The 25,129-nt window shown below is 70.3% G+C and carries 19 protein-coding genes; 11 read left to right on the top strand and 8 right to left on the bottom strand.

Annotated features, from left to right (window positions below):
- Positions 1-28: 28 nt before the first annotated feature.
- From QHF85_RS15940 to crcB, 4 genes are all read right to left on the bottom strand, one after another.
- Positions 29-1,234 (bottom strand): serine/threonine-protein kinase, encoded by a 1,206-nt coding sequence (locus QHF85_RS15940; RefSeq protein WP_281328036.1) that lies wholly within the window; start codon positions 1,232-1,234, stop codon positions 29-31.
- Positions 1,235-1,313: 79 nt separating this feature from the next.
- On the bottom strand, positions 1,314-3,452 hold the full coding sequence (locus QHF85_RS15935; RefSeq protein ID WP_281328035.1) for a serine/threonine-protein kinase: 2,139 nt from the start codon (positions 3,450-3,452) through the stop codon (positions 1,314-1,316).
- A 57-nt stretch (positions 3,453-3,509) separates the two neighbouring features.
- On the bottom strand, positions 3,510-4,277 hold the full coding sequence (locus QHF85_RS15930; protein ID WP_281328034.1) for an AAA-like domain-containing protein: 768 nt from the start codon (positions 4,275-4,277) through the stop codon (positions 3,510-3,512).
- A 272-nt stretch (positions 4,278-4,549) separates the two neighbouring features.
- The gene (gene crcB / locus QHF85_RS15925) at positions 4,550-4,930 is read right to left on the bottom strand and encodes a fluoride efflux transporter CrcB (RefSeq protein WP_281328033.1); all 381 of its coding nucleotides are present in this window, start codon (positions 4,928-4,930) and stop codon (positions 4,550-4,552) included.
- Positions 4,931-5,058: 128 nt separating this feature from the next.
- Here crcB and QHF85_RS15920 point away from each other — a divergent pair, with 128 nt between their 5' ends.
- Positions 5,059-7,080 carry a potassium transporter Kup gene (locus QHF85_RS15920; RefSeq protein WP_281328032.1) on the top strand — a complete coding sequence of 674 codons (2,022 nt, stop codon included), beginning with the start codon at positions 5,059-5,061 and terminating at the stop codon, positions 7,078-7,080.
- Between the two features lie 64 nt (positions 7,081-7,144).
- The gene (locus QHF85_RS15915; RefSeq protein WP_281328031.1) at positions 7,145-7,834 is read left to right on the top strand and encodes a dienelactone hydrolase family protein; all 690 of its coding nucleotides are present in this window, start codon (positions 7,145-7,147) and stop codon (positions 7,832-7,834) included.
- On the opposite strand, the gene QHF85_RS15910 is transcribed toward QHF85_RS15915, so the two are convergent.
- The gene (locus QHF85_RS15910) at positions 7,829-9,112 is read right to left on the bottom strand and encodes a citrate/2-methylcitrate synthase (protein ID WP_281328030.1); all 1,284 of its coding nucleotides are present in this window, start codon (positions 9,110-9,112) and stop codon (positions 7,829-7,831) included. The two genes, QHF85_RS15915 and QHF85_RS15910, sit on opposite strands and share 6 nt — an antisense overlap.
- A 34-nt stretch (positions 9,113-9,146) precedes the next feature.
- On the opposite strand from QHF85_RS15910, the gene QHF85_RS15905 reads away from it, so the two are divergent.
- Together QHF85_RS15905 and QHF85_RS15900 are read left to right on the top strand one after the other, a co-directional pair.
- The gene (locus QHF85_RS15905) at positions 9,147-10,298 is read left to right on the top strand and encodes a citrate synthase (RefSeq protein ID WP_281328029.1); all 1,152 of its coding nucleotides are present in this window, start codon (positions 9,147-9,149) and stop codon (positions 10,296-10,298) included.
- 174 nt (positions 10,299-10,472) lie between these two features.
- Complete coding sequence (locus QHF85_RS15900; protein WP_281328028.1) at positions 10,473-11,024, top strand: hypothetical protein; 552 nt, start codon at positions 10,473-10,475, stop codon at positions 11,022-11,024.
- A 421-nt stretch (positions 11,025-11,445) separates the two neighbouring features.
- Here QHF85_RS15900 and QHF85_RS15895 read toward each other — a convergent pair whose 3' ends face one another.
- Entirely contained in the window at positions 11,446-11,796 is a 351-nt protein-coding gene (locus QHF85_RS15895; protein ID WP_281328119.1) for an MGMT family protein, read from the bottom strand.
- A gap of 697 nt (positions 11,797-12,493) precedes the next feature.
- Here QHF85_RS15895 and QHF85_RS15890 point away from each other — a divergent pair.
- The 3 genes from QHF85_RS15890 to QHF85_RS15880 all read left to right on the top strand — a co-directional run bounded on the left by QHF85_RS15890 (position 12,494) and on the right by QHF85_RS15880 (position 15,091).
- On the top strand, positions 12,494-13,552 hold the full coding sequence (locus tag QHF85_RS15890) for a hypothetical protein (protein ID WP_281328027.1): 1,059 nt from the start codon (positions 12,494-12,496) through the stop codon (positions 13,550-13,552).
- 133 nt (positions 13,553-13,685) lie between these two features.
- The gene (locus QHF85_RS15885; protein WP_281328026.1) at positions 13,686-14,495 is read left to right on the top strand and encodes a Uma2 family endonuclease; all 810 of its coding nucleotides are present in this window, start codon (positions 13,686-13,688) and stop codon (positions 14,493-14,495) included.
- A gap of 53 nt (positions 14,496-14,548) precedes the next feature.
- Entirely contained in the window at positions 14,549-15,091 is a 543-nt protein-coding gene (locus QHF85_RS15880) for a cupin domain-containing protein (protein ID WP_281328025.1), read from the top strand.
- Between the two features lie 97 nt (positions 15,092-15,188).
- Here the strand turns inward: QHF85_RS15880 and QHF85_RS15875 are convergent, their stop codons facing one another.
- Complete coding sequence (locus tag QHF85_RS15875; RefSeq protein WP_281328024.1) at positions 15,189-15,953, bottom strand: hypothetical protein; 765 nt, start codon at positions 15,951-15,953, stop codon at positions 15,189-15,191.
- A gap of 104 nt (positions 15,954-16,057) precedes the next feature.
- Here QHF85_RS15875 and QHF85_RS15870 point away from each other — a divergent pair, with 104 nt between their 5' ends.
- Both QHF85_RS15870 and hflX read left to right on the top strand, forming a co-directional pair.
- Entirely contained in the window at positions 16,058-16,855 is a 798-nt protein-coding gene (locus QHF85_RS15870) for a M90 family metallopeptidase (protein WP_281328023.1), read from the top strand.
- Between the two features lie 88 nt (positions 16,856-16,943).
- Positions 16,944-18,323, top strand: coding sequence for a GTPase HflX (gene hflX / locus QHF85_RS15865; RefSeq protein WP_281328022.1), 1,380 nt, complete (start codon positions 16,944-16,946; stop codon positions 18,321-18,323).
- 6 nt (positions 18,324-18,329) lie between these two features.
- Here the strand turns inward: hflX and QHF85_RS15860 are convergent, their stop codons facing one another.
- On the bottom strand, positions 18,330-20,714 hold the full coding sequence (locus QHF85_RS15860; protein WP_281328021.1) for an ATP-binding protein: 2,385 nt from the start codon (positions 20,712-20,714) through the stop codon (positions 18,330-18,332).
- A gap of 248 nt (positions 20,715-20,962) precedes the next feature.
- On the opposite strand from QHF85_RS15860, the gene QHF85_RS15855 reads away from it, so the two are divergent.
- Both QHF85_RS15855 and QHF85_RS15850 read left to right on the top strand, forming a co-directional pair.
- Positions 20,963-21,850, top strand: a complete 888-nt coding sequence (locus tag QHF85_RS15855) for a 5'-3' exonuclease H3TH domain-containing protein (RefSeq protein WP_281328020.1) — start codon at positions 20,963-20,965, stop codon at positions 21,848-21,850.
- 149 nt (positions 21,851-21,999) lie between these two features.
- Positions 22,000-25,128 (top strand): FAD-dependent oxidoreductase, encoded by a 3,129-nt coding sequence (locus QHF85_RS15850; protein WP_281328019.1) that lies wholly within the window; start codon positions 22,000-22,002, stop codon positions 25,126-25,128.
- Position 25,129: the final 1 nt, after the last annotated feature.

Below are 25,129 nucleotides of genomic sequence, written 5' to 3'. Positions count from 1 at the left end.
CCCCGGCGAGGCGCTGCGGAACGCCTGCTCAGCGGGAAATGAGGCCTCGCCACCAGGCGGTGGGGGCGCGGCCCTTGTCCTGCGGGCTGTCCGTGAGATCGGGGCCCTCGAGCTCGTCGCTGAGGCCGGAGAAGGTCTCGTCGATGTCCGACGAGTCGAGCGAGGCAGGGGCGGCGGGGTTCGCGCCCGTGAGCTTGAAGAGGTCGGGCTGCAGGCTGTTCGGCCCGCCCGCGTTGTCCTGCTGCGTGAGGGATTTGAACTCGAGCAGCATCAGGTCGAGCATCTCGCCGATCATCGCGAGGCCATCGACCTTCTTCGCCGGCGCGCCCGCGGCGCCGAGGACGAGCTCGGCGACTTCGTACTCGCTGACCGGACGGCCGAAGCGATAGAGGAACCGCGTGAGATCGCGGCCGAAATCACGCGCGGTCTGGTAACGGACGTCGCGATCGCGCGCGAGCGCGGTGCGGAGAATCTCCTCGAGCTCCGGGGGGACGTCCGGGTTGATGGGCCGGAGCGACGGGATGTTCGCGTCGCGCACGAGCTTGACCGTGCCGAGGTCGGTCTCGCCGAGGAAGAGGCGGCGGCCCGCGAGCATCTCCCAGAGGATGATGCCGGCGGCGAAGACGTCGACGCGTTTGTCCACGCCGAGCTCCATGACCGTCTCGGGCGCGAGATAGCCGAACTTGCCTTTGATCATGCCGGCGTCGCTGCTGGCGAGCTGGCTCGACGCCTTGGCGAGGCCGAAGTCCACGATCTTGCACTCGCCGTGGCGCGTGATGAGCACGTTTGCCGGCGTGACGTCGCGGTGGACGATGTTGAGGTGCTCGCCGTCGGGCGTGTGGAGATCATGGGCGTAGGCGAGGCCCTGGCAGATCTTCGCGGCGATGAAGCACGCGCTCTCGACCGGCATCGTCCGGCCGACCTTCTTCTGGTGCTCGATGACCTGCTTCAAGTCGGCGCCGTCGACGTACTCCATGACGATGAAGTAGGTGCTGTCGCCGACGCCGATGTCGAAGACGCTCACGACGTTGGAGTGCGCGAGGCGGCCGGAGAGACGCGCCTCGTCGAGGAACATGTCGATGAACTGCTCGTTCTTGCTGAGATGCGGGAGGACGCGCTTGATTGCGACCTGCTTGCGGAAGCCCTCGATTCCTGCGCTCTCCGCAACGAACACCTCGGCCATACCGCCCGAGGCGAGCCGCTTGATGACCCGGTAACGCTGGTTCTCCGACATCGATGGTTCCTCGTGCCCCCCGCGCCTCGAAGAGTGTACCCGCTCGTCACGAGGAAGTGATGTTTTTGTCCCTCACAGCTCAGGGGACGACGTCGACCGCGAGGACGTAGGCCTCGAGCCCACCAGGCTGCGCCCGCGGCGCCTCGGTCGCCCACGGATCACGCGCGAGCCGGAGGCGCACGCAGCGCGGCGTGCCCTCCTCGTCGGCGATCGCGGGGCCGGTCCAGGGAGAGCGTGTATCTTCCAGGGAGAGCGCACCCTCGTCCGCCGTGTGCACGCGGACTCGCGCCCCGAGATCCCGGCCTCGCATCGTCGTGACCTCCAGCACCGAGCCCGCGTCCCGCACGACGTCGCGCGCCGTCCAGCGGATCGCCTTGCCATGCGCGGCCGCGCCCACGCAGTACGTGTCCACATCGTCGATCCAGCCGAGCGCGCCTGTCCGTGTCTCGCCGGGCTCGATCGACGTGGCCGAGGAGAGCTCGTCGTTCGGCTCGATCTCGTGCGCGGAGCTCTCCTCGGCGAGCGCGACCGTGATGGCATAGGCGTCGGACACGTTCTCGTGCACGAAGGGGATTCTTCGATCGCCGCGCGGATCCAGGTCTTGCAGCACCGAGGCGTAGTAGCGGCCGGGCTCGATGCTGAGGCGCGGGATCGAGAGATCGCGTCCGGGTCGACCCACGCAGTACTGCGCGATCGGCGCGTGGAAGCCTTGCCGGTAGAGCAGCGTGCAGGTCTCCATGTTCGGCAGCGCCGTGACCACGAGGCGCGCGAGCCGCGGCGCGTCGTCCGAGCCCTTCGGGATCTCGAACGCGTAGAAGTCCCGATCGCTGCGCTGCGCGTCGATGCGCTTGCCGAGCAGCCCCGACGCCGTGGCGCCGAGCGGCAGCGGCGTCGCGTTCGCCGCTGTGTCGTTTGGCTCGATCTCCGCGCCCACGAAGCGCGGCGTCTGCCGTCGCCAGAGCAGAAACAGCCCCGCGCCCGCGCCGAGGACGAGCACGAGGATCGACGCGAACCAGGCGAGGTGTCGCCGGCTCCGGAGCTTGCGCTCGTATGCCTCGACCTCGTCGCGGCTCGCGATCTCGCCGGGGCTCTGCGCCGCCTCCGCCAGCGCCGCGCGCGTGAGGCTCTGGAGCGCGTTCGCGTCGAGCAGCGCCTCGACGTCCTCCGTTCCGAGCCTGCGGAGCTCGGTCGCGATGGCCGCTTGCAGCTCCTCGGCGCTCTGCCATCGCGCCGCGGGCTCCTTTTCGAGCGCGCGCAAGACGATGGCGTCGACTCCGGGCGGGACGCCGCGCGAGGGCGCGCGGATCGACGGCGCGACCGCCTTCTCCGTGACGTGCTTGACGAGGATGCTCGCCGAGGTCTTCGCGTGGAAGGGGTAATGGCCGGTGAGCGCGTGGTAGAGGAGCACGCCGACGGCGTAGAGATCGGCGCGGTGATCGACGGCGTCGCCGCGGATGAGCTCGGGCGCGAGGAAGTACGGCGTGCCGATGAGCTGATCGCGGCGCGTCACCTCGCCGCCCGCGTTTGCGTCGGCCTCTTCGCGCAGCTTCGCGATGCCGAAGTCGAGCACCTTGGCGATGTCGGTGCCGCCTTCCGTCGTCGTGATCATCACGTTCTGCGGCTTGACGTCGCGGTGCACGATGCCCTTGCCGTGGGCCTCGCCGAGCGAGCTCAGGATCTGCAGGACGATCTTGCCGAGCCGCGCGAACGGCATCGGGCCGCCGTCGGCCAGCACCGCGGCGAGATCGCGGCCCGTCACGAGCTCCATCACGATGTACGTGAGGCCCGCGTCCACGCCGTAGTCGAAGACGTGCACGGTGCTCGGGCTCGACAGGCGCGAGACGGTGAGCGCCTCGCGCTTGAAGCGGCGCACGACCTCCGGGCTCATGCTGAGCTCGCCCGCGAGCAGCTTCATCGCGAGCAGCTTGCCGAGGTGGACGTGCTCGACCTTGTAGACGACGCCCATGCCGCCTCGGCCGATCGGCGTGAGGATGCGGTAGCGGCCGGCGACGACGAGGCCGATGAGCGGATCGGCGAGGTGCGCGCTGGCCTCGTCATCGAGGGGGAGCGCGAGCGCGAGGGCCGCGATGCGCGACGTCGGTTGCGGCGTCTCCGCGGCGGCGGCCGTGTCGACCTCCGGGGAAAGCTCCGTCGAAAGCTCCGTGGTCTCGGCGTCGAGCGGAGCCGTCTCGCCTGGATCGTCCTGGCCGATCGACATGAACGCGCGTCGGATTGTGCCCGAGCGGAACCGCCACGGGAAGCCGACATGCGACGCTCAGATCCACGCGCCGCGGAGCCGCTCGGCGGCGGCGAGCACGTGCGCGGCGGTGATCGGCTGCCGGAGCGGAGGGCGTAGCTTCTCCACGATCTCGCGCGCGAGGACGTTCACGACCCACGGATGCCCGCCCGAGATCGCGGCGATCTGCGCCACGGCCTCGTCCCGGAACGGCTGCCCCGTCTCCTCCGTGTGCTCCGCGCAGAGGAGGGCCACCTGCGTCGCCGTGAAATCGGGCAGCCGGAGCGCCGCCGCCGCGGGGCCGAAGAGCTCCACGGCCGAGGCTTGCACCTCGTCCGAGCCCGAGAGCACGACCGACCACGGCGCCGCGCGGGGCCGTGCCTCGTAGGTCGCCCGGAGCTGCGCGAGCAGGCTCGCGCGGGTCTCGCGCGGGAGGAGCTCCACGTCGTCGAGCAAGAGGACGAGCGGTCGCGGGCAGGCTCGCGCCCACGCCGACAAAACGACGCCCGCGAACCGCACGTCGTACGAAGGGGGCCAGGGCGGGGGCCGCAGCGGCGCCGGGAGCTGCTCCCCGGCCGCATGCGCGATCGCTTCGAGCAGCGCCCGTTCGCCGTTCACCCCCTCCGCGCCGCGCCTCGGCCGGCACGAGGCACGCACCACGGCCCATGCGCCCGCCTCCGCGAGCCCGGCCGCAAGCCCCCGCAGCCACGTCGTGCGCCCATGCAGCCGCGGCGCGTGCACCACCACGTACGCTCCACGCGCCACCAGATCCGGCACCTCCGCGCGCCGCGCGCTCGCGGCCAGCATGTAATGCAGTTCGTCATGGCAGGGCCCGACCACGTTGAACCTGCGGCGGTGCCGGTGCGTGCCCAAAAACCGTGCCGCTGCGGCCCTGTCGCGCGCCCGGCGGTCGCTGGAATCTCGGCCATGATCGAGAATTGGCTCACCGACGGAGCCTTGCCCGTGTTGCCTCGTCGTCGTGTTCACGACGAGGAATGTCTTCAGGCACCGCGGATTCGAAGTTTTTCTCGACCGGTCGGGTGACGCCGCGGGATCGGCCGATCGTGGCCGCGTGTTCGTCAGCGCGAACCGGGCAGCCGCCCGAGGTACATCCCGACGAACCCGGCGCCGAGGCAACCGACGAGCGTCGCGGCCCCATACAGCGCGGCGAGGCGGGGCTGGCCATTGTGGACGTACTGGACGAGCTCCAGGTTGAACGTGGAGTACGTGGTGAAGCCGCCCAGGAAGCCCGCGCCGAGCGCGACCTGGAGCGTGGGGCCGAGCCAGGTCGCGCTCCGGGAGAGCTGGAACAGGAGCGCGAGCAGAAACGATCCGACGACGTTGACGGCGAGGGTCCCGTAGGGAAACGCGGCGCCGTACCGCGCGAGGGACCAGGTCGTCACGAGGAACCGCGCCCCCGAGCCGATCGCGCCGCCGATGCAGACCCACAGGAGCTTCATCCCCATCGGCGTGCGCGCCTCCAAACCGGCATCGCCCTACAGAAGTGCACACCGCCGGCGTGGTCAAGCCTCCCGGTGCGCGGGGCCCGCCTCGCCTCTCTCCTCGGATGGGGTACCATCCGCGCGCCATGACGGAAGACCAAGCGGGAACGCTCCCCTCCACCGAAGCATCCGCGGCGGACGGGGGGGGCAGCGCGGTCCCAGACGCGAGCGCGGCCGGAGACGCGCCAAACCCAAGCGCGCTGCCAGAGGCCGCCGCGACGCACGGCGCCGGGGCGCACGGCGCGACGACCCGGGGCGCGCGCTGGGCCTTGCTCCTCGGCGCCCTCGGCGTCGTCTTCGGCGACATCGGCACGAGCCCGCTCTACGCGATCAAGGAGTGCTTCAGCCCCGAGAGCCCGCATCACGTCAGCCCCACGCCGGCGAACATCCTCGGCATCCTCTCGCTCGTCTTCTGGTCGCTCCTGATGGTCGTGACGGTCAAGTACCTCACGTTCGTCCTCCGGGCCGACAACCAGGGCTCGGGCGGGATCATGGCCTTGCTCGCGCTCGTCCCGACGCGCAAGGGCCGGGGGACAGGACCGCTCGTCCTGCTCGTCCTCCTCGGGGCGTCGCTCCTTTATGGCGAGGGCGTCATCACGCCCGCGATTTCGGTGCTCTCGGCCGTGGAGGGCCTCGAGGTCGCGTACGAGCCGCTCAAGCACGTCGTCGTCCCGCTCACGGTGGCCATTCTGCTCGGGCTCTTCCTCGTGCAAAAGCGCGGCACCGGGGGCATCGGAAATGTCTTCGGGAGCGTCACGCTCGTCTGGTTCGTCACGATTGCCGTCCTCGGCGCCCGGTGCATCCTGGCCCATCCGAGCGTGCTCGCCGCCGTCGATCCCCGGTACGGCGTGAGGTTTTTCCTGGAACACCGGGGCCACGGCTTCTTGTTGCTCGGCGCCGTCGTCCTCTGCATCACGGGCTGCGAGGCGCTTTATGCGGACATGGGCCATTTCGGGCGCGGTCCGATCCGGCGTGTCTGGTACGCGATCGTCTGGCCCGCGCTCCTGCTCAATTACTTCGGCCAGGGCGCGTATCTGCTCCAGCACCCGGAAGGGAAGACGAATCCCTTTTATGCCATCGTCCCGTCCTGGGCCCTCTATCCGACGGTCGCCATCGCCACGGGGGCCACGATCGTCGCCTCGCAGGCGCTCATCTCGGGCGCGTTCTCGCTGACCCAGCAGGCCGTGCAGCTCGGCTATTTCCCGCGCGTCACGATCGTCCACACCTCGAAGGACACCGAGGGGCAGATCTACATCCCCGAGATCAACCGCGCGCTCCTCGTGGCGTGTATCCTGCTCGTCTTCACGTTCCGCACCTCGACCTCGCTCGCGGCGGCCTACGGCATCGCGGTCACGGCCACGATGACCATCACCACGACGGTGTATTTCGTGGTCGTCACGAAGCGCTGGGGCTGGCCGCTCTGGAAGGCGCTGCCGCCCGTCGCCGTCTTTTTGGCCGTCGACCTCTCGTTTTTCGCGGCGAACGCGGCCAAATTCCTCCAGGGAGGCTGGTTCCCCGTGGCCATGGCGCTCGTGATCTTCACGGTCATGACGACCTGGAAGGCGGGCCGCCGGATCCTGGCCGAATCCTTCACGGACGGCATCCTGCCGCTCGAGCTGTTCCTCGAGGACGTCGAGCGCACGAAGCCCCACCGCGTCCGGGGCACGGCCGTCTTCATGGCCTCGAACCCGAACGGCACCCCGCCCGTCATGCTTCACCATTTCAAGCACAACCAGGTCCTGCACGAGCAGGTCGTCTTGCTCTCCATCACGAACGAGCGCGTCCCCGAGATCCCGCCCGATCAGCGCGTGATCGTCGAGCACAAGGGCCACGGGTTTTACCGGGTCAATGCCCGGTACGGCTTCATGCAGACGCCGAACGTGCCGAGCCTGCTCGACGCGTGCAAGGAGCACGGGCTCTCGATCGAGCTCCAGCGGACGAGTTATTATCTCGGCCGCGAGACGCTGCTGCCGACGGGCCGCTCGAAGATGTGGAAATGGCGCAAGGACCTCTTCGCCTTCATTTCCCGCAACGCGCGCCCCGCCACCGCGTACTTCGGCCTGCCGCCGGGGCGCGTCGTGGAGCTCGGCATGCAGATCGACCTCTGACAAGCCGCTACCGAAAGCGGGGTCTCTGCCCGATGCCCGAGGGAGCACGGGGAGGACGCGCATCATGGTGAACGAGCGAGCAGAGGCCTCGCCGGTATGCATGCCGGCGGGCGGCGTGTTGCTGAACGGGGATCTCGGAATGCCGGCGGCGCCGCGAGGCGTGGTGCTCTTCGCCCACGGGAGCGGGTCGAGCCGGTTCAGCCAGCGCAATCGTCACGTCGCGGCGAGCTTGCAGGCGCGTGGGTTCGCGACGCTGCTCGTGGACCTCTTGACGGTCGAGGAGGAGGCCATGGATCTGCGGACGGCCGAGATCCGGTTCGACATCGACCTGCTCGCGCGGCGTGTCGCGGGCGTGGTCGATTGGCTCGGCCGGGCGTCGTCGACAGCGGGGCTCGGCGTCGGTCTGTTCGGGGCGAGCACGGGCGCGGCGGCGGCGCTCGTGGCCGCAGCGGAGCGGCCGGAGTCGGTGGCCGCGGTGGTCTCGCGCGGCGGGCGTCCCGATCTCGCGGGCCCTTCGCTCTCGCGGGTCCTCGCGCCGACGCTGCTCATCGTGGGCGGGGCGGATACGCTGGTGATCGACCTGAACCAGCAGGCGTTCGAGGATCTCCGGTGCGAGCGGGAGATCGTCATCATCCCGCGCGCGACGCACCTCTTCGAGGAGCCGGGGGCGCTCGACCAGGTCGCGGATCTCGCGGGTCACTGGTTCGAGGCGCACGTCACGCCGCACGGTCGGCCGATGGCGCGGGCGTCATGATGCGAGGGAGCGCGGGCGCAAGAGCGTAGGATCTTTGCGTTGTTCGAGGGCGTGCGCGATCCAGCCGGCGAGCCGGCCGATCGCGAAGATCGTGGTCGCCGCGCCCGGTGGCAGCCCGAGGGCGAGGCAAAGCGCGACGAGGCCGACGTCGACGGAAGGAGGCGGATGGCCGGCCTCCTTCGTCGCGTCGAGCAATGCGAAGAGGGCGGCGACGCTGGTCTTTCGTGGCGTTTCCGCGCGCGCGGCCCCGAGGAGGGGTGGGGTGCGGGGATCGCCGTCGGGGTAGAACGGGTGTCCGAGCTCGAGGATCGTATCGCCGCGTCGCGCGCGGGCGGCGACGACGGCGCGGGCTTTTTCGGGGCGCCCGACCTCGGCGACCACGGCCTCGATGCGGTCGCAGGCGCCGCCGTGCTTGGGGCCGGAGACCGCGGCGAGCCCGGCGCTCACGCAGGCGTAGAGATCGGCCCCGGTCGAGGCCGTGACGCGGACGGCGAAGGTCGAGGTGGCGAGCTCGTGATCGGCGAGCAGGACGAGCGCCTGTTCGAGGGCGGCCTCGGCGCGCTCGGATTTCTTGCCGCCGAGGGCGACGAGCAGCGCGCGCGCGATCGTGGGCTCGGCGAGGGCGGCCTTGGCGCGGCGGGCACCCGAGGGCAGGGCGGAGAGCGCGGCGAGACGGCGGATCAAGGCGCGCGCGCGGGGCAGCTCGGCCTCCTCGGTCGCGGCGAAGCGGAGGGGATCCCGCGCGCCGAGGGCCGGGGCGGCGAGGGCGAGCATGGCGAGGGGCGAGGCGCCTTCGGGGACGAGGTCGGCGAGGCGGGCGGCGGGGAGGGCGGGGTCCTGGGGGAGGGTCCAGACGGGGCGCTCGTCGGGGAGCGAGCCAGTCCAGAGCAGCTCGGCGACGGATTCGAACGGCACGCCGGAGGCGGCGAGATCCGTGGCGGCGTGGCCGCGGTAGCGCGGGCCCTCGGGGCCGATCGTGGTGATGGTCGAGGAGAGGACGGGCTCGCCCCAGCGCAAGGCGGAGGCGGCGACCGGGCCGTGACCGCGGCGCGCGTCGCTCCGGGCTTTCAGCCGTTCGAGGTCCTCGCGGACGTAGAGGCGGCTCCGCCCGCCCTCGCTGGGCACGCTGCGGAGGAGGCCGCGGCTCGCGTACGCATACAGCGTCTCGCGCTTCACGCCGAGCAGCGCGGCGGCTTCGGGCCCGGACAGGAGGTTCGATGGTTGATTGTCGAATCCAGTGGATTGATTGATCAATCCACGTTGATCAACGTTGCTCACGACATCAAGGATACCATCAACGAAGGAGGAAACGATGGACCTTGCGAAGCAGAATGGGGCAAAGCACGCGGCGAAGGCGAGCGGGCTCGATGGCGTCGTCGTGGCAGATACGGCATTGAGCGAGGTCGACGGCGAGCGCGGGCGGCTCATCGTGGGCGGGCACGACATCGAAGCGCTCGCGGGAAAGGTCGGCTTCGAGGATCTCTGCGGGCTGCTCTGGACGGGCGCACTGCCGGACGCGGCGACCCGAGGCGCCATCGCGGCCGCGCTCGCCGAGGGGAGGGCCCTCGCCTTCGAGCAGATCCCGTCGCTCGAGGAGACGCTCACGGCGGAGGATGGAAGCGCGGCGCTCCTGTCGTGCGTGGCGCACTTCGGCGCGCGCGCGGCGTGGCGGTCCGAGGGGCAGCGCGGGTGGGTCGAACTCGCGCACGTGACGGGCGCGGTCGCGACGTTCGCGGCAGCCTGGGCGCGGCGGCGCTCGGGAAGCACGCCGATCGCCCCGGACGCGGCGCTCGGGCACGCGGCGGACTTCCTGCGCATGGTGCGCGGCGCAGCAGAGACGGAGGCGGCAGCGCGAGCGCTCGACGCCTACCTCGTGACCGTGGCGGATCACGGGATGAACGCCTCGACGTTCACCGCGCGGGTCGTGGCCTCGACAGGCTCGGATCTGGTCTCGGCGATCGCAGCCGCGATCGGCGCGCTCAAGGGTCCGCTGCACGGAGGCGCGCCCGGGCCCGTGCTCGACATGCTCGACGCCATCGGCGATCCGTCGCGAGCCGCAGCATGGATCGCAGCCGAGCTCGCGGCAGGGCGGCGCATCATGGGCATGGGGCATCGGATCTACCGGGTGCGAGATCCGCGGGCAGCCGTGCTCGAGCGAGCCATCAGCGAGCTGGAGCGGGACGGGAGCGCCGGGGCAGGGGCGCGCCTCGCACTCGCACGGGCGACGGAGCGCGCAGCCGAGGCCCAGCTCGCCGAGCGTCACCCGGACCGGCCGCTCAAGGCGAACGTCGAGTTCTACACAGCGGTCCTGCTCGACGCCGTGGGCCTGCCGCGCGAGCTCTTCACGCCGACGTTCGCCGTCGGGCGGGCCGCAGGCTGGTGCGCGCACGTCGAGGAGCAGCGGCGAGCGGGCCGTCTCATCCGCCCCGCATCGCGCTACATCGGGCCCATCCCCACGGCCTGAACCCCCCTCGCCATCGATCCGCCACTGTACATCTAGACAGCGGCCACGACCTGGGGTAGCGACCCGCCCGAGCGGATCGCGCAGGCACCGGGCGCGCGCCCCGGCCCCTGCAACGGCAATACGGAGACGACCATGGACGTGGCAGATCCCATTCCTCCCTCGGTCCAGGCCCTCATGGACCTGTTCGCGAGCGAGCTCTCGCATGTGAGCTTCCCCGGCGTCGACCGGGCGACCCTCGAGCAGGTGGTCACAGAGGTCCGGACCCACACCGAGGCCGTGGCCAAGGCAGAAGCAGCCCTCGAAGCGGCGCGCGCGGCCCTGCGCGACAGCGAAGAGACGCTGTCGAGCAAGACCCAAAAAGCACTCGCCTACGCACGCGTCTACGCCGAGGACCACCCCGACATCCGGTCGAAGGTCGACTCGGTCGCGCGCATCGCAGGCACGACGTCCTCCCCACCCGGACCCTCGTCCCGGGAAGCCAGCGGAGACTCGCCGAAGCGTCGCGGCCGCCCACCGAAGGCAAAGGCGGCAAGCGCGGAACCGGCAGCCGAACCGGCAGCCGAGCCGGCAGCCGAACCGGCAGCCGAGCCGGCAGCCGAGCCGGCAGCCGAGCCGACGGACGCGACCCCGGCAGCCCCGCCCGTCATGGAGCTCGGGCCCTCGACGATGACCCTCGACGAGACCCACGACCCGTCCGAGCTCAACGGCACGGCGCTTCAGGCCTGATCGCGTCGAGGAGGCGCCGCGCCGGGGCTCTGCCCCGGACCCCGCGGGGGCTGTTCGCCCCTCGACCCGAACCAGGGCCAGCCCTGGACCTCTGGGCATCGACTGCGCTTCGCGCAGTCGATGCGGGGAGAGTTTTTTAAGCTGTCCGCCCCCTCTTTGCAGGGCAAGCCCTGGACCTCAGGGGGAAGAACTGCGCGATGCGCAGTTCTTCCCACAGGCCGGTGGGACCGCGTCGCCGGTCGAACCGTCAGCGCGGCTGTCTTGATGGGCAGGATCGCCCGTGGTCTTGACCTGGCTGTTCGATGAACTGCGCATCGCGCAGTTCATCGACTTTCAGTCCAGCGCGGGCGCTGGTCCAGGTCCAGGAGCGGACAGCTCCTGGTGGGGCCTGGGGCAAAGCCCCAGCGAAGCGCCCCGGCGTCTACCGAACGCGTGGGATGCGGGCTCCTTCCAGGGCGAGCAGGCGCGCTTTCGTTTGCACGCCGCCTGGTGCGGAGAAGCCCACGGCGGCGCCGGCTGCGCCCAGGATGCGGTGGCAGGGGACCACGATCGGGATGGGGTTCTTTGCCAGCGCTTGTCCTACGGCGCGGGCGGCGGCTCGGGATTTGCCGAGGCGTGCTGCGAGCTCGCCGTACGTGACGGTTTGGCCGGACGGGATGTCCCGCGCGGCGTGGTAGACGGCTTGGTAGAACGGCGACACGCGTTCGAGGTCGACGGGCACCTTCGAAAGGTCTTGTGGCGCGCCGCCGAGGTGTGTGGCGACGAGGCGCATCACGTCCTGGACCCACGCGGGGGGCTCTTGGCGTAGGGCTCCGGGCGCGCTTGCCTTGATCCATGCGATCGTCTCTTCCTCTCGCTCGCTTGGTAGCGCGAGCGCGAAGATGCCTCTCGGACTCCAGGCTACGACCACGCGACCGAGGGGCGTGTCGAAGGGCTCGAACCCCAATCCGTCCATAATGGTGCTTCCTACCAAACCCTGATGGGTTTGTCCACGACGGCCTCGCCGCCGGCGCCTGGTCACCGGAGAATGCAAGGCGACGTTCCACTGGCTCGCCGGTCCGTCCTTGACATTGCCGTGCGCGCGCGTACGGACGCCGCGCGCGTGGCCCTTGGGCTGCCGCTTGGTTTGGCGCGTACGTCCCTGCTGGTTTCCTCGGCGGCAAACATTTTCTGCCCGGGGCCTCTTCGTGCTCCGTCCTGGATCCACGCGTTCTTCGGTATGGGACGTGCTTATCCATTTCCCGTCGTTGGATGTATATCGTCGGGCGTAGGGACGTCGGGTATTCCCGGAATTCCCTGATGGCGAGATGCCATCGAATTCATCAGCATTCGAGGTCCATGCTGGACTCATTTCGAGGGTCCGAGGACGGCGCACGGGGCGCCGATCGAGCTTTCAAGGGAGGGCGTGTATGACGCGATCCAGGGTTCGGCTGGGTGGGAATCGCATCGGGTCTTTTTTCGGCGCGGCCGTGGCGATCGCTCTGGTCCTCCAAGCGCAGTCGCCTTCGGCCGCGCCTTGTCATGATCATGAGAAAGACTTCCTCGCGCGTGTCTCGGATCTGCCGGGGTATCCGGATGGGATCGTCCTGCGCAAGAACCGCGTGTACGTCGCCGGCCCCGCGCTCGGCGTCGACGCGGGCGGGGCTCCCTCCGAGATCGCGGTGTTCCACGAGAAAACTGGGAAGCCTCTCGAAACGATCCCCATCCAGGGGGAAGACGTCGCCGCGCCTCACGCGCTCACCGGCCTCACGGTCGACGGCAATGGGCGCCTGTATGCCGTGAGCTCGCAGCTCGGGGTCCTTCGGCTCTCGGAGAAGAAGCACGGCATGTGGCAACAATCGGTCTACGCCGGGCCTTTCCCCGACTTGCCCTCCTGCGATCCGGTCAATCCCGTGGACCTCTGCTCGCCGAATCCCTACGAATTGCCGCCGATGCCGAGCGACATCGCGCTCGCGAAGGACGGCTACGCTTACGTGACCGACGCCGCGCAGGCCACGATCTATCGAATCCCGCCGGGCGGCGGCACGCCCGAGATCTGGCTCCGGAGCGCGAAGCTCGCCGGGTATTACGATCTCCAGGGCGCGCGGGGGATCCTCGTCAGCGCCGACGGCAAGAGCCTCTACGTGACCGTGGCCTTCTCGGCCGGCGCGGCGTGGGAGGGCCGCATTTACAAGATCCGGCGCGTCGTGGCCCCGAGCGAAGACGATATCACGCTCGTGCACGTGTTTTCGAATTTCGAGGCGCCTGCGGGCCTGGGCCTCGGCGAGGACGGAGCGCTCTTCGTGGCGCTCTCGATCACCAATGAGATCGCGGTCGTGAAGCCGACGGGCGGCGAGCTTGGCCGATTCTCGGCGGCCACGAACGAAGAGGTCCCGCTCGATGGGCCTGCGCACGTGGCGTTCGACGGCAAGGGCGGGCTTTACGTGACGAACCAGGCGATCGGCAGCGGGGTGCTCGACCATTTCGCGGTGGTCGAGGTCGACGTGAAGGATCGGGGCCACAAGAACCCACAGCCGAAGCTGCCCTGAAAGCAAGACAAACCCTCCCCGGAAAAACGTTTTTCTTGGTCTGCCAGCCCGCGCGTGGTAGGGGCGTCCCGTGCCCTTTCCCCGTTCCCTTCCTCTTCCCCTGGGTCTGCGACCGTGCTAACGTCTCTCCACCATGGGCAGCGCGGCGTGGCGACTCGGGGCGGAGGATCCGGACGATCCCACGTTCTATCCCGTCTTCGACGACATGGGTGAAAGCGCTCTCCAGCGCCTCATGACGGAGCTGCTTCGCCCCTTGATTGCGCGGTTCCTCGCCGAACGAGGCGTCCAGGCCTTCGTGGGTGCCGACCAGTTCATCTACTGGATCAAGGGCAACGCGAAGGCCGTGGTGGCGCCCGACGTGTACGTGATGCCGGGCTTCCCGCCGGACGTGGCTCCCCGGTGCTGGAAGGTCTGGCAAACGGGCGTCGCGCCGAGCTTCGCGCTCGAAATCGTGGCCGAGGAAGACGAGAACAAGGACGTCTCCCAGTCCCCGCAGCGGCACGATGAGCTCGGCACGCGGGAGCTCGTCGTATTCGACCCCTACGTCGACGTCCGCTCGGGCCGCACGCGCTTCCGGGTCCATCGGCGCGACGAGGAAAAGAAGCTCGTGCTCGTCGAAGCGACGAACGCGGACAGGATTCGAAGCGAGGTGCTCGGCTGCGTCCTCCGCGCGGTCGGCGGCGGTGACGCGATGCGGCTTCGGCTGGCCGTGGATGCCGAGGGCGAGGAGCTGTTCCCGACGGAGGCAGAGGCCGCAGAGGGGGCGAACCGCAAGGCCGAGATCGCAGCGCGCAAGGCGGAGGAGGCGGAGCGCGAGGCCGAGGAGGCCCGAAAGGCGGAGCTCGCGGCGCGGGAAACGCTCGACGCGGAGCGCGTGGCCCGCCGGAACCTCGAGCTCGAGCTCGCCCGGATGCGTGCGGAGCTCGAACGCCTGCGGCGCTGACGCCTGCCATTCGCTCGACCCTGCCCGGGACCTTTTGGTACGCTCGGCGCGCCATGCCCGCGCCGCTTCCCTCTACGACCCCGATCGCCCTGCTCGCCGCGTCCTTGCTCGTCCTGTCCGCCTGCGCCCCCACGCAGGAGCGGTGCGCGGATCCAGCCACCGTGGCGCCCGCGGAAACGCCCGCCGCCGCGCCCGCGCCACCCGCCGCGTCGCCGCGCGCGGCCCGGAACGAGTTTTTCATGGGCAATGCCCGCGAGGTCGTCGAGAAAAACCCGATCGGGCCGGACGAGAAGACGAAGCTCGTCCCGCTCGTCGAGAATGCCGATCACACGGTCAACGTGATCCAGACCCGGGGGACCGTGCCGCTGCATTATCACGCCGAACACGACGAGCTCGTCGTGATCCTGGAGGGCAGCGGGACATTCTCTGTCGAGGGGCAGACGCGCGTGGTGAAGGCGGGCGACGTGCAGGTCATTCCCCGCGGCGCGGTGCATTCCTACGTGCACGAAGGACCCGGCGTGACCGTGGTCGTCTCGACGTTCTCGCCGAAATTCGATCCGAAGGATCGAATCATGGTCGACGCCAAAAAGCCCTGACCGCCGCCTGCGTCATTTCGGCCGACTTCAAGGAGCACGAGCCGCAATCCTTGCTGCTGCACGCGGGCGAGGGACGCCTGCGCCGCGCGATAGCGCCTCAGGCGCTCGGCGGGGGCACGGATTCGTGCTGGCTCGAGAGCTCGGCCCGCGCCATGCGGTCGAGCGAGAGCGCGACCGCGGCCTGCGCCATCGCGCGATCCGCGGGCCCCAGCGTCGTCCGCGCGGCGAGCCAAGGCCGCACGTGGCGGCGCAGGACGTCGGGCAGGACCAAGCGTTGCTGCCGGATGTGCGCCTCGGCGTCCGTCCGCGCGCTCGCGTAGCTGTAGCCGTGCAGCTCGCCGTCGTGCTCGCCCTCCGGCGCCGCCGAGGGCGCGAGCGCAAAGCCCGTCGCGAGCCGCAGCACGGTGACCGTCGCGCTGTATCGCTTCGGCTTCGGAAGGTCCGTCTCGACGTACGTGTTTTGCGTGCACGTCGCCACGAAGAGACGCTCGCAGCGCCGCGCACGCTCGGCGAGCGCGCGCCACGGCGTGAGCTGCCAGTCGGCCGGGGGCAAATCCCCGTGCGTGCCGTCGATCGCGAGCACGCCCGCGGGATCACGGCCCGCGATGAGCTCGCGGCGCACGGCCTGGCAGCCCGCGGAGAAGCCCGCGAGGATGACGTCGCCGACGGGCGCGCCCGTGGCCGCCGCGACGCGCGCCACGGTCTGCGGCAATGGCTCGCCCGTGGGATCGTCGTAGGCCGCGATGCTCGCCTCGGGCCCCAGCGCGGCCCGCAGATCGGCGTCGACGTGCGCGCCCACCAGATAAAGAACGAGGAGCGGCCGCTGCTCTCCCTCTCCACGCTGCACGAGGCGATAAGCCATTGGATTCCTCCACGCTGGCCGGCGAGCGCCGGGCGTCTCGACCCTTCAGCATAGCATCGATATCGCGAGATGTTTGATTTCAAGTTCTTCCCGATCCCGGAATCATGGCATCCTCGACACCGATGCTCGGCTTCTTCAAGGAACGAAGGCGCTCTGCCGTCCGGGGAAGACCCTTTCCGCCCGCGTGGGAGGCCATCCTCGCGGAGAACGTGCCTTACTTCGGAAAGCTCTCGCCGGACGACCAGGACGAGATCCGCGGCCTCGTGCAGATTTTCCTCGACGAGAAGCGCTTCGAGGGCGCGGGCGGGCTCGACATCGACGACGAGATCCGGGTCACGATCGCAGCCCAGGCCTGCGTCCTGCTCCTCAACCGCGAAAGCGACGTCTACCCGGATCTCGAGATCGTCCTGGTCTATCCGAGCACGTACGTCGACAACCGCCCGCGGACGGTCGAGGGCGGCATCGTCGTCGAGGACGGAGAGACGAGGCTCGGCGAGTCGTGGGGCAGGGGGATCGTCGTGCTCGCGTGGGACGCGGTGCTGCGCGGCGCGGCCGACGTCCGCGACGGTCACAACGTGGTCCTGCACGAGTTCGCGCACCAGCTCGACACCGAGGACGGCTCCGCCGACGGCGCGCCCGTGCTGCCGCGGCGCGCGGCCTACGGGCCATGGGCGCGGGTGCTCGGCGCGGCGTACGACGGGCTCTTGCGGGATGTCGCGTCGGGGGACCGGACGGTCATCGATTCGTACGGCGCGACGAACCCGGCCGAATTTTTCGCCGTCGTGACGGAGGTTTTTTTCGAGCGGCCGCGCGCCCTCCGGGCCAAGCACCCCGCGCTCTACGAGCAGATGCGCGCCTTTTATCAGCAGGATCCCGCCGAGCTCGGCCATCCTTCCCGTTGAAACGTCCCCGGCAAAGCTCCACGCGCATGCCCTCGCCGTGCTAGGAGGGGCGCGGGAGCCCGCTCCCTCGATCGAAATCGCATCCTCTATGTCCAAAACCGGAACCGATCGTCCCGCCGCCGTGCTCGTCGCGGTCCAGCTCGCAACCGTCGCCGACGTGGACCACGAAGCCGACATGGCCGAGCTCGGGCGGCTCGTGAACACGCTCGGCTACGACGTCGTCGCGACGGTGTCGCAGCGCCGCTCGCACGTCTCGAAGGGCGCGGTGCTCGGGGAAGGGAAGCTGCGCGTGCTCGCCGAGCTGACGGGCGGGCCGGGCCCCGCCGGCATGCGCTTCAAGAAGCCCGGGCAGAAGCGCGACGACGAGGACGAGCACGACGAGGCGCCGGAGAGCGCCCCGGGCGACGACGAGGACATGGACGAGGGCGCGGGCGTCGTGCCCGCGGCGAAGGCGCCGACGCTCGTCGTCGTCGATCACGACCTCTCGCCGAGCCAGCTCCGCAACCTGGAGAAGTGCACGGGCATCGAGGTGCTCGACCGGAGCGGCGTCATCATCGAGATCTTCCACCGCCACGCGCGGAGCCGCGAGGCGCGGCTCGAAGTGGAGATCGCGCGCCTCAACTACGTGGCGCCGCGGATGCGCGAGTCGAGCGGCGGCGGCGATCGGCAGCGCGGTCGCGGCGCGGGCGAGAGCCAGCTCGAGCTCGATCGGCGCAAGATCCGCGATCGCATCGCCGAGCTGCGCAAGGAGATCGACGGCATCCAGCGCGAGCAGGCCACGCGCCGCGCGCTGCGCCAGAACGCGCGCCGCGTCGCGCTCGTGGGCTACACGAACGCGGGCAAGTCGTCGCTCATGCGCGCGCTCACGGGCAGCGACGTGTACGTGATGGACAAGCTCTTCGCGACGCTCGACACCACGGTGCGCGCGCTCTACCCCGAGATCAAACCCCGGATCCTCGTCTCCGACACGGTCGGCTTCATCAAGAAGCTGCCGCACGACCTCGTGGCCTCGTTCCGCTCGACGCTCGACGAGGCGCTCGAAGCCTCGCTCCTGCTCTACGTGGCCGACGCCTCGGACCCCACCTTCCGCAGCCAGCTCGACGTGACGCGCTCGACGCTCTCCGAGATCGGGGCGGAAGGCGTGCCCTACAGGCTCGTGCTGAACAAGGTCGATCGGATCGCCGAGGAGGATCGGACGATCCTCCAGCGCGAGTTCCCCGAGGCGATCCTCCTGTCGGCCAAGGATGCGGAGGACGTCGCGCGCCTGCGGCAGATCCTCATCGACTTCTTCGACGCGCTCATGGTGTCCGGCGAGCTCGTCGTGCCGTACGCGAAGCAGGCCCTCGTGAGCGAGGTCTACGAGCACGCGAAGGTCCTGTCCGAGACGTACGACGAAGCCGGGGCGCACCTCGTGCTCCGCGCCGAACCCGCGGCCCTCGCGCGTCTCCAGAGCCTCCTCGAGAGGTAGGCCTCGTCAGGCGCCCTTTCTCTCGCTGGGCGTGCCTCTGCGGCCGAGGGAAAGGGCTCCCACGGCGGCGATGAGCTCCATCGGCTCGATCGGCTTCTCGATGTGCGCCTGGTAGCCCGAGGCGAGCGCGCGTCGCCTGTCCTCGGCGCGCACGAACGCGGTGAGCGCAATCGCGGGCAGGCGCGAAGGTTCGAGCCTCTTGCCGCTGCGAATCTCGCGGATCAACGCGAACCCATCCATGCCCGGCATGCCGAGGTCGCTCACGAGCACGTCGATGGAGCGCGCCTCGACGAGCGCGAGCGCCTCCTCCGCGCTCGCCGCGGCCACGACGTCCGCGCCGTGCTCCTCGAGCAGGCGTTGCACGACGTCGCGCGTGTCCGGCTCGTCGTCGACCACGAGCACACGCGCGCCCGAGAGGTCGTGCACGTTCGCGAGGGAAGCCTGCGCGCGCTCGGGGCTCGGGGCCCGCGCGGAGGGCGCCTTCGGCTCGGTGTCGTCCGAGATGGGCGCGACGGGCAGCTCCACCACGAACCGCGCCCCTTTGCCCGGACCTTCGCTTTCGGCGCGCACGCGCCCGCCGTGGAGCTCTGCGAGGTGCCGGACGATGGCGAGCCCGAGGCCGAGCCCTCCGTGCTGGCGCGCCGCCGACGCGTCGGCCTGGCGGAAGCGCTCGAAGACGTGCGGCAAGAACTCCGGCGTGATCCCTTGCCCCGTGTCCTTCACCGCGATCTCCACGCGCGTGTCGTGGCTCGTGCACGAGACCTCGACGAGCCCGCCGCGCGACGTGAACTTGATGGCGTTCGACAGGAGGTTCCAGGCGATCTGCTGGATGCGCGCCGGATCGCCGAGGATCGTCCTGCCGCGCTCGCCTTCGCACCGCGAGAGCTCGATGCTCTTCGCGTCCGCCGCGTGGCGCACCGATTCGAGCGCCGCGTCGATCACGACCTCGAGATCCACGGACGACACGTCGAGCTTGAGCTTGCCGCTCACGATGCGGCCGACGTCGAGCAGATCCGAAATGAGCTGCGTGAGCAGGCGCGCGTTGCGGTCGATGACCTCGAGCCCACGCGAGACCGTCGCCTGCGCGAGGCCGGGCTTGCGCAGGATCTGCGACCAGCCCGCGATGGCCGTGAGCGGCGTGCGCAGCTCGTGCGAGACGGTCGCCAGGAACTCGTCCTTGAGCCGGCTCGCGCGCTGGGCCTCGGCGCGGGCGGCGCGCTCGCTCGCGAGCAGCGCCTCGCGCTCCTCCGCGGCGCGCAGCTCGCGTGTCACGTCGCGCATCGTCACGACGCCGAGCTCGACGTGGCCGTGCGCATCGCGTACGGCCCGACCGGCGTAGCGGACGACGAGCATCTCGCCCGTCGTGCGATGCAGGCGCAGATCCAGATCGTTGAACACCTCGCCGCGGATCGCCCTGGAGATGGGCCACTCGGCGAGGGGCAGCTCGCGCCCGTCGAGCGTCGAGAGCGCGGTCTCGCCTGCGAAGTCGCGCAGGTTCATGCCGATGGCCGGGGACAGGGGCCGCCCGTCCGCGCGGATCCCGCTGCCGGAGGGGTTTCGCGTGGAGGGGTCGAGAGAGACGAAGTTGCCCTGCGCGTCGCTCACGAGGACCGCCTCGGCCATGCTCCCGAGGATCGCTTCGAGCTTCGACAGGCTCTGCTCGGCGCGCGCGCGGGCCTCGCGTATCTCCCCCTCCATCCGATCGGCGCGCTTGCGCTCGGTGATGTCGACGAGCAGCACGCCGACCGAGGCGACGGCGCCGTCCGGCGCGAGCACGGGGAACAGATCGAGCCGATAGGCGCGCTCCTCGTCGGCGCGATCCATGGGCGCAACCGTCATCTCGATGCCCTCGATGCTCTCGCCCGTCGCGAGGACCTTGCGGACGAGCGGCTCCACCATGGGGGCGAAGGTCGGGACGACCTCGTGGAGCGTGCGACCGCGGTGATCCTTTGCGGGCAAACCATTCATCCGCGCGAGCGTCGTGTTCACGAGCTCGTACCGGCACGCGTGGTCGAGGAACGCGAAGCCGAAGGGCACGTGGGCGAGGAGCGACGCGAGCTCGGCCGTGCGCGCGCCGGCGATCTGCTCGAGCGCGCGCGACCGCTCCTCGACGCGCCGCTCGAGCTCCGCTTCGCGGGCCTCGGCGCGCGCGAGGGCGCGCCAGAGCCAGCCGCCGATCGCGCTGACGAGCACGAAGGCCGCGACGAGCACGACGACGAGCGCGCGGCCTCCGAGGAGCTCCGCGAAGCCGAGCCACGCGCCGACGACGACGGCCACGGAGGCGAGGCCCACGCCGAGCGCGGCGAGCTTCCGTCCCCGGCTCTGGGCCGGGTGCCGTGCGTCGATCGAACCCATTCGTCCCCCGCCCGCGAGGTGAGCCTCGCCCGTCAAGTCATCTTACGCACGAGCGAAAGGCGCAAGGAAAGGCCGACGCACAGGCGACAAACCGGCCCAAGGGCCCACCGAGCCCGCGGAAAACGCTGAAGATTCCTGCGCGCGCCCGCGCGCTGCGGAAAGCTCGTATCCGCGATTCAGGGCGCGCCCGAGTGGGCGAACCGACGTCTTCCCAGGCCGCGTACGGCGCCGTAGGATACGCCCCCTATCGACCTCCCCCGAACCGTGTTCTCCGCTGCAAATCCATGCGCCAAGCCGATCCCGACCGCCCGCGCCTGCACCTCGTCGACGCGACGTACGAGCTCTTCCGCGCCTACTTCGCGCAGCCGTCCCGAAAGTCCCCCGACGGCCGCGAGGTCGGCGCCGTTCGCGGGTTGCTCTCGACGCTCATGGTCCTCAGCCGCGACGCGACGCACGTCGCCTGCGCCACGGACCACGTCGTTCGCTCGTTCCGCAACGACCTGTACGCCGGATACAAGACCGGCGAGGGCCTACCCGAGGAGCTCACCTCGCAGTTCGTCCTGGCCGAGGACGCGATGCGCGCGCTCGGGCTCGTGGTCTGGCCCATGGTCGAATTCGAGGCCGACGACGCGATCGCCGCAGCCGCCGCGCGCTTCTCGGACGAGGCAGGGCAGGTCCTGATTGCCTCGGTGGACAAGGATCTCGCGCAGTGCGTCGACGGCACCCGCGTCGTCATGCTCGACCGGAAAAACGACAACGCCGTCCTCGACGAGGACGGGGTGGCGAAGAAGTTCGGGGTCAAACCCGCCTCCATCGCGGATTTCCTCGCGCTCGTGGGGGACTCGGCGGATGGATATCCCGGATTGCCGGGGTGGGGGGAGAAGTCGGCCTCCGCCGTGCTCTCCGTGTTCGGCACGATCGAGCGCATCCCGCGCGAGGCCTCCGCGTGGGGCATCAAGGTGCGGGGCGCCGACAAGCTCGCCGCGACCCTCGCCGCGCGCTCCGACGACGCGCGCCTCTTCAAGCAGCTCGCCACGCTCCGGACCGACGTCCCGTTGACGGAGCGGTTCGAGGATCTCGCGTACCAGGGCGCGAGGCCCGAGCTCCGGGCGTTCTGCGAGGCGCTCGGCATGCCCGATCTCGTCAAGCGCGTGACACGCTGGCGCGCCTGAGCGCGCGGCCACGCCAGGCGCGAAGGGTCGGTGGCGGTTCGTCGGACACGTGGGATGCGTAACGCCGAGCGTGTGAATTTTGCGGGCCGTCCTGAGAGGGCCGTCGAGAAGATGCCCGCCGCCCCCCTGCTGGTGTAGAACCGAGGCCGGTGACGTCCGGATTGGGGGGCACATACGACGGCAAGGCAGGGGGGTTCCCCGACGCCGACGAGCCTCTTGTCGATGACGACCGGCAAACGCTGGTCGTCATCGGCAATGGGATGATGAGCTATCGGCTCTGCCAGAAGCTCGTCGAGAACGGTGTCAACCGCTCCATCCGCATCGTGGTCTTCGGCGAGGAGCGCTTCCCCGCCTACGACCGCGTCCACCTGACCGACATCTTCGGCGGTCGCGACGGCGAGAGCCTGATCCTCGCGGAAGAGGACTGGTACGAGTCGCACGACATCGACCTCTGCCTCGACGATCCGATCATCTACATCGATCGCGAGCACAGCTTCGTCGAGTCGTACTCGGGCCGCCGCGTCCCCTACAACCGCCTCGTCTTCGCGACGGGCTCCGAGCCGTTCGTGCCGCCCATCGAGGGCATGCACGTCAAGGGCGAGGACGACACGAAGCGGCTGCGCCGGGGCGTCTACACCTACCGGACCTTCGACGACGTCTACAACATCGAGTCGCACGTCGAGGGCTCGCTCCGCGTCGCCGTGATTGGCGGCGGCTTGCTCGGCCTCGAGGCGGCGAAGGCGATCTACGACCTCGGGCGCAGGCTGCACCCGATCGAGGTCCAGGTCATCGAGGTCGCGCCGGGCCTCATGCCGCGGCAGCTCGACGCGCAGGGCGCCGTGGTGCTCAAGGAGAAGATCGAGGAGCTCGGCGTCAAGGTCCAGGTCGGCAAGAAGATCAAGTGCGTGCTCTCGATGAAGGAGCACCTCGCGGCGAAGAAGAAGGCCGAGCAAGAGGCCGAGAAGCAGGCGAAGCGGCGGGAGCAGGAGGCGAAGCGGCAGGCGCGCAAGGCGCTCGAGGGGCTCTCGCCCGGCGAGCTCGCCCCCGGCAACGCCGGCCCGTATCGGTTCACGCAGCCGCGCAGCGACGCCGACGAGGATCCGGCGGAGTTCACCGACGAGCCGAAGGACGAGGCCGTCGACGTCGAGGAGCCCGAAGAGGAGACGCTCGAGGACGAGACCGAGCGGCTCGTCCTGGAGTTCGACGACGGCAAGATCCTCGCCGTCGACATGATCATCGTGTCCACCGGCATTCGCCCGCGCGGCGAGCTCGCGAAGGCCGCGGGCATCACGTGCGCCCCGAACGGCGGGATCCTCGTCGACGATCGGCTGCAGACGTCGGACGAGCAGATCTTCGCGATCGGCGAGTGCGCGAGCCACGGCGGCATCACGTACGGCCTCGTCGCGCCGGGCTACCAGATGGTCAACGTCCTGGTGGCGAACCTGCTCGGCGAGAACGCGGAGTTCAAGGGCGCCGATCAGTCGGCGAAGCTCAAGCTGCTCGGGGTCACGGTCGCCGCGCTCGGCGAGTACGACGGCGACACGAAGCCGCTCTCGTCGGCGCTGCGCTACACGACCGGCGGCGTCTACCGCAAGCTCGTGACGCGCCAGGGCAAGCTCATCGGCGCGGTCACCGTGGGCGACTGGGAGAACCTCGATCGCATCCGCGACGCGCTCACCTCGCCCGTGCCGATGTCGTTCTTCGACATGCGGCGCTTCCGCTCGACGGGCAACCTCTTCGCGAAGGAGGAGTCGAAGAAGGTCACCGAGTGGGCCGACGAGGCCGTCGTCTGCGGCTGCATGCGCGTCACGCGCGGCGCGCTCAGCCTCGCGATCGTCGAGGGCTGCGGGTCGGTCGAGGCGCTCTGCAGCAAGACGGGCGCGGGCACGGTCTGCGGCTCGTGCAAGCCGCTCATCGCGGAGCTGCTCGGCGTGGACGAGCACGGCTCGGTCCCTGTCGCGGTGCCCGTCACCTCCGTGCGGATGGGCGAGCGCCCGGCGCTGCGCAAGGATCGGGCGCCCACGTCGCGCCGCACGATGACGCCCGCGCCGGTCTCGCAGCGCAGGCCCACGTTCCCGGGCGCGGTGCCGCGGTCGTCGACCCTGATGAACATCGTCATGCCGGGCAGCCCGCCGTCGTCGAGCGGCGGGCGCGTGCGGCGCAAGACGCTCCCGCTCATGGAGATCCCGCCCGGGCTCGCGGATCTCGGCGCCGAGTCGGCGGGGTTCGCGCCCGAGCCTTCCTCGCGCGACACCGAGATCGGCGGCGCGCCGAGCAGCAGGCGCGCGCCCTCCTCGCGCCCGCCCGGGCTCAAGCCGCGCCCGTCCTCGCGCCCGCCCACGCCCTCGCACGTCGAGGGCCTCGAAGCGGCGATCCGCGCGCTCGCGCCGCCTGCGCTGCCCGAGGACGAGGCGGAGGTCGGCCTCTCGTCGGATCGCTCGCCCGCGCTGCTCTCCGAGGAGCCCGCGCGCGCGGTGGATGACCTGCAGATCACGCCGCTGCCGCCCTTGCCGGCGTTCTTCGAGGATCCTTCGCTCCACGACGAGGTCGACGACGACGCGGAGGACGAGTACGCCGAGGAGGCGGAGGCGGCGTTCGAGGCGCTCGACGATCGCGGCTACGACTACGGCTACGTGCAGGGCCGGCGCAGCTGGGTGCCGCCGAAGCGGGTCGGCATGCTCCCGCCCGAGCAGCAGAAAACCTCGGCCACGACGCTCGCCTCGCCGCGGGGCAAGGAGTCGATACCGCCCGAGTCGGGGGTCCGGCCGCTGCTCGTGGCGTCGATCGGCGCGTTCCTCCTGTCGGCCGTCGCGGTCGCGTCGCGACCGATGCCGGTGCCGACGACGATCGCGGGCCGGCTCGGCCCTGCGCGCATCTTCACGGACGACACGCTCAAGCAAATCTCCGGCTACGTGCTGCTCGGGCTCTGCGTGCTGAGCCTCGTGCTTTCGCTGCGCAAGCGGTGGAAGCGATTCACGTGGCTCGACGTGCCCATGTTCCGCGCGATCCACGGCGTCATCGGCGCCTCGACGCTCTTCGCGCTCGTGGTGCACACGGGCCTCCGGCTCGGCCATCACCTGAATCTCGCGCTATCGATTGATTTCCTCGCCGTGTGCGTGCTCGGCGCGATCGCGGGCGTGGTGACGGCCGTGTCGAATCGATGGGGCGCGCTGAAGGCGCGTGATCGACGGCTCCTCTCGTCGCGCGCGCACCTCATCGTGTTCTGGCCGCTGCCCGTGCTCGTCGCGCTGCACGTGGTGCAAGTGTATTATTACTGAG

The sequence above is a fragment of the Polyangium sp. 6x1 genome (genome assembly GCF_029946515.1).
Classification (GTDB): domain Bacteria; phylum Myxococcota_A; class Polyangia; order Polyangiales; family Polyangiaceae; genus Polyangium.
The sequence above is the reverse complement of the archived record's forward strand: the minus strand, read 5'-3'. Positions and strand labels throughout refer to the sequence as shown.